Genomic DNA, 9,686 nt, shown 5'->3' on the forward strand with positions numbered 1-9,686 from the left:
CTCCTCCTCGGAGATCGCCGGGCCGTCCAGCGCCTGCCCGACGTTGGCGTCGGTGATCGGCTCGCGCTCGACCCGCACCTCCTCGCGGGAGACCGGCACGGTCTCGGTCACGTTCTCGGTGACCACGTACTTGCGCAGCCGGGCCCGGCCGACCTCCTCGGTGCGGGTGCCCACGTTCAGCCGCTCCTCCGAGCGGGTCATCGCGTTGTCCGTGGTGGGACCCGAGACGTCCCGGCCGACGACACCGGGCTCACCGGTGTGGTCGGGGCGCCCGTCCCGGTCGCGGTCGGTCCCGGCCAGACCCGCGGTCCCGGCGGTCCCGGCGGTGCCCGTGGTGCCCACCATGCCGGCGGTCCCGGCGGTGGTCTGCGTCTGGGTGGTGGTCTCGGTGCCCGTGCCCGTGCCCGTGCCCGAGCCGAGGCCGTAGTAGCGGTAGAGCTCCTGCTCCTCCTGCGGCGACAGGTGACCGTCGGTGTCGATCTTCGGCGCGTCCTTGACCTTCGCCTTGTCGTAGGGGAAGCGCAGGGTGTCGCCCGAGAGGTCGGCCTGGGCCAGCGGCACGAAGGTCTCCTTGGTGCCGAACAGGCCGGTGTGCACCGTGGCCCACTCGGGGCGGCCGGTCTCGTCGTCGAGGTAGACCTCGCTGACCTTGCCGATCTTGTCGCCGTCTGCGTCGACCGCGGTGGTGCCGATGACCTGCTGGATCTGCGTCTCGGTGATCATGCTGCTCCTGTCCAGTGTCGAGGGGAGGGCTGCGGGTCCGCAGCGCCGTCCGTTGGCGCACCGTCGTGCAGGCGCTGAGAACTCGTTGCCCGTCGTGCTTACGCCGTAAACACGGACCACTCGGGGAAGGGCGGCACGGTGCCCTGGTCCGGCCCGAGCGGCGTACAACGGGAGGACGGACGGCGACGGGAGGCGGACGTGGCGGACGACGCTGCTCCTCCTGGCGCTGTGCCCACGGACGGGCAGCCGCACACGCGCGCGCTCCGCGCGTCCCCGCCGGGGACGGGCCGGACGCCGCTCGACCGGCGCCGGGTGCTCGCCGCGGCCGTCGAGTTCATCGACGAGCACGGCCTCGAGGCGCTCACCATGCGCCGGATGGGTGCCCACCTGGGCGTCGAGGGGATGGCGCTGTACCGGCACGTCGCCGGCCGGGAGGACCTGCTCGACGGCGTGGTGGAGCTGGTCGTCGACGAGCTCTACGGCGACCCGGAGGTGTACCTGGCGCCGGAGCACGGTTGGCAGGACTACCTGCAGCGGCTGGCGCACGGGGTCCGGCGGATCGCCCTCGACCACCCGGCCCTCTTCCCGCTGATCGCCACCCGGCCGCCGGCCGCACCGTGGGTGCGGCCCCCGCTGCGCAGCCTGCGTTGGCTGGAGTCCTTCCTCGAGGCCCTGACCGGTCACGGGTTCAGCGACGAGGCCGCGGTCGCCGCCTACCGGGCGTACACCAGCTTCCTGCTCGGGCACCTGCTGCTGGAGGTCTCGCAGCGCGGCGTGCCGATCACCGCGCTGGACGACCCGGAGGGCGCCCCGGACGCCGGGGAGCGGTCGCTGGCCGAGTACCCGCTGGTGCGCCGGCTCGCGCCGCTGCTGTCCGAGGACGAGTCCGCCGCCGAGTTCGAGGAGTCGCTGGAGAACCTGCTCGAGCGCCTCCAGCGGGTGCTCCGCGAGTCGCGGCGTCCCGGCTCGACCCCCTGAGCCGGGCGGTCAGCGGGCCGCGGCGTCTTCTCATGCAAACAACAAGATGGCGCACGATCGTCTTGGGACTCTCCCACCGGCCCCCGGGGCATGACCGGCCGGGCGCATGCCGGTGGCCTCCGGCGGGCAGGAGAGTGGCCCGCAGTCCACCGGGAGGTATGCACCGTGAGCCGTTCCATCGCCGACCAGTCGGTCGAGGAGCTCGGGGGGCCGGGCAGCGTCCTGGTCCGCCAGCGTCGTGACCACATCCAGCTGGACCGGCTCCTGCACGAGCTGGACGGCACCACCGGCCGCGAGCAGGAGGAGGTCCTGACCCGCATCGACCGCCTGGTGTTCAGCCACGCCTTCGCCGAGGAGAGCGTGCTCTGGCCGGCGATCCGCCGGGTGCTGCCCGACGGCGAGGAGCTGACCCTGCGCATCGAGGAGGAGCACCAGGAGGTCAACGAGCTGGTCAGCGAGCTCGAGACGCTCGGGCACGACGACCCGCGCCGTGCGCAGCGGCTGTCCCGGCTCGTGGAGGTGCTGAACGAGGACGTCCGCGACGAGGAGGACGTGCTCCTCCCCCGGCTGCAGGAGCGCCTCGACCCGCACGAGCTGCGTGCGCTGGGCCGCCGCTGGGACCTGGTCCGCCGCATCTCGCCGACCCGGCCGCACCCGACGGTGTCCCGCCGTCCGCCGGGCAACGCGCTGTCGGCGCTGCCGCTGACGGTGCTCGACCGCAGCCGGGACGTCGTCGACGCCGTCGTCCGCCGCGTGCCCGCGAGGCTGGCCCCGGTCGGCCAGGTGGTCAGCCGGGGGCTGGCCGGCATCGCCGGCCTGGTCGAGCGCACCCCGCCGGCCCGCCGCGGCGACCGCCCGCCGACCTCGCGCTGAACCAGCACATGACGACGGCCCCCTCCCGGATCGGGAGGGGGCCGTCGTCGTGGATCAGGGGTGTGGCCGTCGGCCACCCTTCAGGGTCCCTCCGCCTGAGCCTGCGAGGCGTGGGGGAAGGGTGGTCCTTAATGCGTGTACCGGTCCTTCGGCTCGGCGCGGGCGTCGAGCTGGATCTCCTTCTCCGCCAGCGGCACGCCCTCCTTGAGCTCCTTGGTGCGCTCGATCTCGGCGTCGAGCTCGATGCCGAACAGCAGCGCCAGGTTGGTCAGCCAGAACCAGACCAGGAAGACGATCACCCCGGCCAGGGCGCCGTAGGTCTTGTTGTAGCTGCCGAAGTTCGCCACGTAGAAGGCGAACAGCGCCGAGGCGCCGGCCCACACCAGCAGCGCGACGGCCGCGCCCGGGCTGGTGAAGCGGAAGCCGCGCAGCTTCACGTTGGGCGTCGAGTAGTAGAGGACGGCGATCATCAGCGCCACGAGCACGACGACGACCGGCCACTTGGCCCAGCTCCACACGGTCACGACGGCGGGGGGCAGACCGATGGCCCCGGCGACGGCGTCGACCACGCGGCCGCTGAGCACCAGCATGGCCACGATCAGTGCGGCGAACAGCACGCCGATCAGGGTGACCAGCAGCTGCAGCGGCTTGAGCTTCCAGACCTTGCGGCCCTCGGGGGTCTCGTAGACCACGTTGGCCGCGCGGGTGAACGCCCCGACGTAGCCCGACGCCGACCAGATCGCGGCGGCGAGACCGAGGACCAGACCGAAGCCCACCGGTGCGGTGTTGCCGGCGAGCTGCTCGACCACCGGGGTCAGGGTGCTGGCCGCCTGCTCCGGCACGACCGCGGTCAGCGCGGTGGTGAGCTCCTGCGGGTTGGTCAGCAGGCCGACGATGGACAGCAGCGCGATCAGCGCGGGGAACAGCGCCAGGGTGCCGTAGTAGGTGAGCGCGGCCGCCCAGTCGGTGAGGTTGTCCTCGCTGAACTCCTTCAGCGTCCGCTTCAGCGTGCCGCCGACCGTGGGCTTCTTGTCGGCGCCCTTGGGGGCGCTGTCGAGCCGGGTGTCGTTGACCTTGGGGTCGTCCGGGGCGGGGTCACCCGCGGTGTTGCCGGAGAAGCGGGTCTCGTTCGCGGCGGTGTTGCTGCCACGCGGACCGGTGGAGCGGGCCATCGTCAGTCCTCCGTCGGATGTGGAGCGATCCGCATCGGAGTTCCCCGGATGATCGTGGTCCATGCCCGCCGCCGGTGTGTCGCGACCGCTCCGTGACCTCAGCGGGCGCCGGGCACCGCGACCGTGCCGGTCCCCTCGGCCGCGCCCCGCCGCCCCCGGCCGGCCACCGTCACGACGGCGACGGCGGCCGCGCTGCCCGCCCCGACGAGGGCGACCGCGGTGAACGACCCCGCCGTGGGGAACCCGGTCGCGGCTCCCGTGCCGGCGGCGAGGACCGCGACCGTCACCGTGCTGCCCACCGCCTGCCCGACCGACCGCGCGATGGAGTTCACCGCGTTGGCGACACCGGTCTCCTCGGGGCGGACGGCGGCCACCACGAGCGCGGGCAGCGCCGCGTAGGCCACGGTCACCCACAGCTGGGTGAGCAGCCCGGCGGCGACCACCTGCGCCGGGGTGTCGCGCAGCACCGCGAACAGCAGGAAGCCGGCCAGCCCGCACACCGCGCCCACGCCCAGCGTGGTCAGCGCGCCGACCCGGGCCACGATCCGCCCGGCGACCGGCCCCAGCAGGACGCCGGCCACCCCGCCGGGGAGCAGGTAGACGACCGCGGCCTCGAGCACCGAGGCGCCGAAGCCGTACCCGGCGGCCTGGGGCGGCGTCTGCACGTACTGCAGGACGACGAGGAAGGAGGCGAACAGCCCCACGCCGGTCAGCAGCCCGGCGAGGTTCGGGACGACGACCCGCGGGTCGGCCAGCAGGCCCGGGCGGACCAGCGGCTGGGTCCGCCGCCGCTGCAGCAGCACCCAGCCGGGGAGGACGAGCGCCGCCCCGGCCAGGCAGCCCAGCGTCCCCGGCGACGTCCACCCCCACGCGTTGCCCTGCGAGACCGGCAGCAGCAGGAGCACCAGCCCCGCGGCCAGCACGGCGGCGCCGGCCCAGTCGACCGAGCCGGACCCGGTGGCCGGGCGGCGGGGGAGGACGACCGCCGTGAGCACCAGGGTGACCAGGCAGACGACCAGCCCGATCCAGAAGGGGCGGTGGTAGTCGCCGCCGTCCCGGGTCAGCACCCCGGCCGCCACCAGGCCCACCACGCCGCCCACCGCGAGCGTGCTGCTCACCACCGACATGGCGACGTCCAGCCGGGCGGCGGGCAGCTCGCGGCGCAGCACGCTGATGGCCAGCGGGAACAGGCCGTAGGAGGCGCCCTGCAGCACCCGGGCCACGAGCAGCAGCGGCAGCGAGGAGGTGACCAGCGCCAGCAGCGTGCCGACCGACATGGCCGCGAGGACGCCGAGCGCCACCGGGCGCTCCCCCCAGGTGTCACCGAGGCGGCCCAGCACCGGCGTGGCGACGGCCGCGGCGAGCAGGTTGGCCGTCAGCACCCAGCCCGCGGCGTTGGCCGAGACCCCGAGCTGCACGCCGATCGCCGGGAGCAGCGGGACGACGAGGCTCTGCATGAGCGACAGCGCGGTCGTCCCGAGGGCCAGGACGGCGACCAGCACCACCGGCCGCGGCGCGCGCTGTTCGTCGTCGGCGGCGCGGGACACCAGGGGATCAGACCACGCCCGGTCTCAGCGGGCGCGCCTGCCCGGGTCCGTGCGTTTGGTCACACCCCATCAGGTGGAGCAGCTGATCGGCGGTTGAGACGGCGATCGGACGGGGTAGTGCCGTTGTGACGACGACGTGCCGCGGGGGCGCCAGCCACCAGCGGTGACTTCTGTGCACAAAGGGGTTTGACTGATGGTGCTGTGGCCGGCCGTTACCCTCCTCGGGTTCCTGGTCCTGACCGCACTGGTGATCGGGCTGGGGACCTCCTCGACGGCGCGCTACGAGCGTGAGCAGCGCGCCGCGCAGGCCGTCCCGGCCCGCGCGGCCACCACCCGGACCGCGACCGGCGAACCGGTGGGTGCCCGCGCCGCCTAGCAGGAGAACCACCCTTCCCCCACGCCTCGTGGAAGGACCCCGTCCTCCTCGCCCCTCGCCGGCTCGCGGCGAGCCTGTGAACGGGGCCAGCGGTGCCTGGACGGGGCCGCCCCTCGCTGAGACCGACCGCGCCCCGCGCCTCCTCCTCGGAGCCGCGGGGCGCGCGTGCGTCGACGGCCGGATCAGAGCCAGGCCTCGTCGGTGTCGAGGACGGTGCGGTCCAGCGACTCCAGCAGGTCGAACTGGGCGCGGGTGCGCGGCAGCTCCCAGCGCCAGAAGTAGCGGGCCGCCGCGCGCTTGCCCTCGTGGAAGGGGTCGGAGGAGCCCTCGCAGGCCAGCGCCTGCTCCAGCCACAGCCAGCCGACCACCAGGTGGCCGGCGGCCTCGAGGTAGACGCTGGCGTTGGCCAGCGTCAGGTCCGGGTCGCCGGTACCCCACAGCGTGGCGGTCACCGCGCCCATCCGGGCCACCGCGGCGTCGAGGTCGGCGGCGAAGCCGGCCCACGGCGTCCCCGCGGCGCGGGCGGTCGTCGCGGTGATCGTCTCCCCGAGCAGTCGCAGCCCGGCGCCGCCCTGGGCGACCACCTTGCGCCCGAGCAGGTCCAGCGCCTGGATGCCGTTGGTGCCCTCGTGGATCGGGTTGAGCCGGTTGTCCCGGTAGAACTGCTCGACGGGGTAGTCGCGGGTGTAGCCGTAGCCGCCGTGCACCTGGATCGCCAGGTCGTCGGCGACCGGGCCCCACTGGGAGGGCCAGGCCTTGGCGATCGGCGTCAGGGTGTCGAGCAGCAGGTGGGCCCGGGCGCGCTCGTCCTCGGTCTCGGCGGTCTGCTCCTCGTCGACCAGCCGGGCGCAGTAGAGGCCGAGCGCCAGCCCGCCCTCGGCGTAGGACTTGGCGGCCAGCAGCATCCGGCGCACGTCGGGGTGCTCGATGATCGGCACCGCCGGCGAGGCAGGGTCCTTGGCGCCGGCCGGGCGGCCCTGGGTGCGGGTGCGGGCGTACTCGAGGGCGTGCAGGTAGCCGGTGTAGCCGAGCACGGTCGCGCCCATCCCGACGCCGATCCGGGCCTCGTTCATCATGTGGAACATGTAGGTGAGGCCGCGGTGCGGCTCGCCCACGAGGTAGCCGACGGCCCCGGGTCGGCCGCCCGGGGTGTGCACGCCCTCGCCGAAGTTCAGCAGCGTGTTCGTGGTCCCCCGATAGCCCATCTTGTGGTTCAGACCGGCCAGGACGACGTCGTTGCGCTCACCGAGGGTCCCGTCCTCGTCGACGAGGAACTTCGGGACGATGAACAGGGAGATTCCCTTCACCCCGGGCGGGCCACCGGGGATCTTGGCCAGGACCAGGTGGACGATGTTCTCGGTCAGCTCGTGGTCGCCGCCGGAGATCCACATCTTGTTGCCGGTCAGCCGGTACGTGCCGTCGTCCTGCGGCACCGCCTTCGTGGTGATGTCGGCCAGCGAGGAGCCGGCCTGCGGCTCCGACAGCGCCATCGTGCCGAACCAGCGGCCCTCGATCTCCGGGCGCACGTAGGTGTCGATCTGCTCCTTGCTGCCGTGCGCGAGCAGCAGCCGGGCGTTCCCCATGGTGAGGAACGGGTAGGCCGACGTCCCGACGTTGGCCGCCTTGAACCAGGCGAAGACCGCCTGGCCGACGACGTGCGGCAGCTGCATGCCGCCGTACTCCTCGTCGAACTCCCCGGCCATCAGCCCGGCCCCGACGAAGACGTCGAGGGCCTGCTTCACCTCGGGGACGAGCACGGCCTTGCCGTCGACCATGTGCGGCTCGTTCTCGTCGGCCTTCCGGTTGTGCGGCGCGAAGTGCTCGGTGGCGATCTGCTCGGCCAGGTCGAGCACCGCGTCGAAGGTCTCGCGGGAGTGCTCGGCGTAGCGCGGGCGCTTCACCAGGTCCTCGACGTCCAGCCACTCGTGGAGCAGGAAGTCCAGGTCGCGGCGGGACAGGATCAACGACGAGCGCACGGCGCCTCCGCAGCGGTTCGGCAGGGACCCGGGTTCCGTCCGCCCGGCACCGCCACAGTAGGACGTCAGGTGGACGGCGGGCCGCGGGCCCGCGGTGGTCGGCCCCGATCCCGCGACGCCCCCGTCGTCGGCAGCCGGAGGGGGTCCTCAGGGACGGTCCCGGTCCGGACGATTGGCCCCGTCGGGGTCCTGGGTAGCCCGCGGCCACCGGACGTCGATGCCCAGGAGGACGCGTCATGGCCGTGCCCAGGTTGCTCGACTCCCTGCGAGGAGCCGCCACGCAGGCAGGAGGGGCGCTGCTCGGCCGCCTCCAGCACGTGCGGCTCCCCGGCCTGGGGCAGTCCTCGGCTCCCGAGGACCCCGAGACCGCCGCCCGCCGCTGGCGCGCGGTCACCGTGCTGTGCTCGCCGGAGCAGGTGGGTGCCGGTGCCGACCTCCCCGCGCCGCTGGCCGCGCTCGGCGACCGCGTCGAGCTGCGCATCACGCCGGCGCCCGGCGACCGCGGCACCGAGCTCGCCGCGCGCTACCGCGACCGGCCGTCGGACGACGAGCTGCGTGCGCTGCGCGCCGCGCTGCGGGAGGCCAAGCAGCTGATCGAGGTGGGCGAGGTGCTGCGGGTCGATCCCGCGCCGCACGGTGTCCGCAAGCCGACGCCGCAGGGCGCGGCGCTGGAGGGCGCGACGGCTCGCGCCGGGGGAGAGGGTGTCCTGTGAGCGGCTGTGTGAGCGTGCCGGCTCCGCCGGCCGGTGGCGAGGAGGCACGGTGAGGGCCGCGACCTGGACCGGGGTCAACGAGGTCTCGGTGGAGACCGTCCCGGACCCGCAGATCCTCAACGACCACGACGTGATCCTGCGGGTGCGGCGGACCACCACCTGCGGCTCGGACCTGCACCTGCTCGGCGGCTACATCCCGTTCATGCGGGCCGGCGACGTGCTCGGCCACGAGTTCATGGGCGAGGTGGTCGAGGTCGGCAGGGGCGTGCGGGACCGGAGGGTGGGCGACCGCGTCGTCGTCAACTCCTTCATCGCCTGCGGCACCTGCTGGTACTGCAAGCAGGAGCTCTACAGCCTCTGCGACAACGGCAACCCGAACCCGGGGATCACCGAGTCGCTGTGGGGCCAGAGCCCGGGCGGCTGCTTCGGCTACTCCCACGCGATGGGCGGCTGGGCCGGCAGCCACGCGGAGTACATCCGGGTCCCCTACGCCGACGTCGGCGCGTTCGTCGTCCCCGAGGGGGTGAGCGACGAGCGGGCGCTGTTCGCCTCCGACGCCGTCTCCACCGGCTGGATGGGCGCCGACCTGGCCGGCACCAGGCCGGGGGACGTCGTCGCCGTCTGGGGCGCCGGCGGCGTCGGCCAGATGGCGGCCCGCGCCGCGATGCTGCTGGGCGCGGAGCGCGTGTACGTCATCGACCGGCTGCCCGAGCGGCTGGCCCAGGTCCGCGAGCACGTCGGCGCCGAGACGATCGACTACTCGCGCACCGACGTCCTGGCCGAGCTGCGCGAGGTCACCGGCGGCCGCGGGCCCGACGTCTGCATCGAGGCGGTCGGCATGGAGGCGCACAGCTCCGGCATCCAGGGTGCCTACGACCAGGTCAAGCAGCAGCTGCGGCTGCAGACCGACCGTCCCTCCGCCGTCCGGGAGGCGATCCTGGCCTGCCGCAAGGGCGGCAGCGTCTTCGTGCTCGGCGTCTTCGCGCTGATGGTGGACAAGTTCCCGCTCGGCGCGATGATGAACAAGGGCCTGACCGTGCGCGGGGCCCAGGTGCACGGGCAGCGCTACATGCCGCGGATCCTCGAGCACATGGCCCGCGGCGAGCTGACCACCGAACACCTGGCCACCCACGTCCTGCCGCTCGAGGAGGCGCCGCGGGGCTACCAGATGTTCAAGGACAAGACCGACGGCTGCGTGCGGGCGGTCTTCACGCCCTGACATCGTCGGCCTACCGGCCGACACCGCGGCCAGGTGCCGTCCCCGATCAGCGTCGAGCCGGACCGCCGACGCTCCTCGGGGGACCCTGCGGGCCCCCGCTCGTCGGCCG

The 9,686-nt window shown here is 73.9% G+C and carries 9 protein-coding genes; 5 read left to right on the forward strand and 4 right to left on the reverse strand.

The genetic code is table 11. From position 1 onward, the window contains the following. On the reverse strand, positions 1-723 hold a 723-nt coding region (locus BLS21_RS24230), incomplete at its 3' end, for a DUF2382 domain-containing protein (RefSeq protein WP_091224455.1). 228 nt (positions 724-951) lie between these two features. Here BLS21_RS24230 and BLS21_RS24235 point away from each other — a divergent pair. Next, on the forward strand, positions 952-1,701 hold the full coding sequence (locus BLS21_RS24235; RefSeq protein ID WP_245700748.1) for a TetR/AcrR family transcriptional regulator C-terminal domain-containing protein: 750 nt from the start codon (positions 952-954) through the stop codon (positions 1,699-1,701). A 165-nt stretch (positions 1,702-1,866) separates the two neighbouring features. Next, positions 1,867-2,574 carry a hemerythrin domain-containing protein gene (locus BLS21_RS24240; RefSeq protein WP_091224459.1) on the forward strand — a complete coding sequence of 236 codons (708 nt, stop codon included), beginning with the start codon at positions 1,867-1,869 and terminating at the stop codon, positions 2,572-2,574. A 128-nt stretch (positions 2,575-2,702) separates the two neighbouring features. Here the strand turns inward: BLS21_RS24240 and BLS21_RS24245 are convergent, their stop codons facing one another. Further along, complete coding sequence (locus BLS21_RS24245; RefSeq protein ID WP_091224461.1) at positions 2,703-3,746, reverse strand: YihY/virulence factor BrkB family protein; 1,044 nt, start codon at positions 3,744-3,746, stop codon at positions 2,703-2,705. Between the two features lie 98 nt (positions 3,747-3,844). Beyond that, positions 3,845-5,293, reverse strand: coding sequence for an MFS transporter (locus tag BLS21_RS24250; RefSeq protein WP_091224463.1), 1,449 nt, complete (start codon positions 5,291-5,293; stop codon positions 3,845-3,847). Between the two features lie 193 nt (positions 5,294-5,486). Between BLS21_RS24250 and BLS21_RS24255 the strand changes: the two genes are divergently transcribed. Beyond that, positions 5,487-5,669, forward strand: a complete 183-nt coding sequence (locus BLS21_RS24255) for a hypothetical protein (RefSeq protein WP_091224465.1) — start codon at positions 5,487-5,489, stop codon at positions 5,667-5,669. 182 nt (positions 5,670-5,851) lie between these two features. Here the strand turns inward: BLS21_RS24255 and BLS21_RS24260 are convergent, their stop codons facing one another. After that, the gene (locus BLS21_RS24260; protein ID WP_091224467.1) at positions 5,852-7,645 is read right to left on the reverse strand and encodes an acyl-CoA dehydrogenase; all 1,794 of its coding nucleotides are present in this window, start codon (positions 7,643-7,645) and stop codon (positions 5,852-5,854) included. 236 nt (positions 7,646-7,881) lie between these two features. Here BLS21_RS24260 and BLS21_RS24265 point away from each other — a divergent pair, with 236 nt between their 5' ends. Together BLS21_RS24265 and BLS21_RS24270 are read left to right on the forward strand one after the other, a co-directional pair. Beyond that, positions 7,882-8,358 (forward strand): hypothetical protein, encoded by a 477-nt coding sequence (locus BLS21_RS24265; protein ID WP_091224470.1) that lies wholly within the window; start codon positions 7,882-7,884, stop codon positions 8,356-8,358. 49 nt (positions 8,359-8,407) lie between these two features. Further along, the gene (locus tag BLS21_RS24270) at positions 8,408-9,577 is read left to right on the forward strand and encodes a zinc-dependent alcohol dehydrogenase (RefSeq protein ID WP_091224471.1); all 1,170 of its coding nucleotides are present in this window, start codon (positions 8,408-8,410) and stop codon (positions 9,575-9,577) included. The last annotated feature ends 109 nt before the right edge of the window (positions 9,578-9,686 follow it).

Origin of the sequence: Geodermatophilus siccatus (genome assembly GCF_900103785.1) — a bacterium.
Taxonomy (GTDB): domain Bacteria; phylum Actinomycetota; class Actinomycetes; order Mycobacteriales; family Geodermatophilaceae; genus Geodermatophilus; species Geodermatophilus siccatus.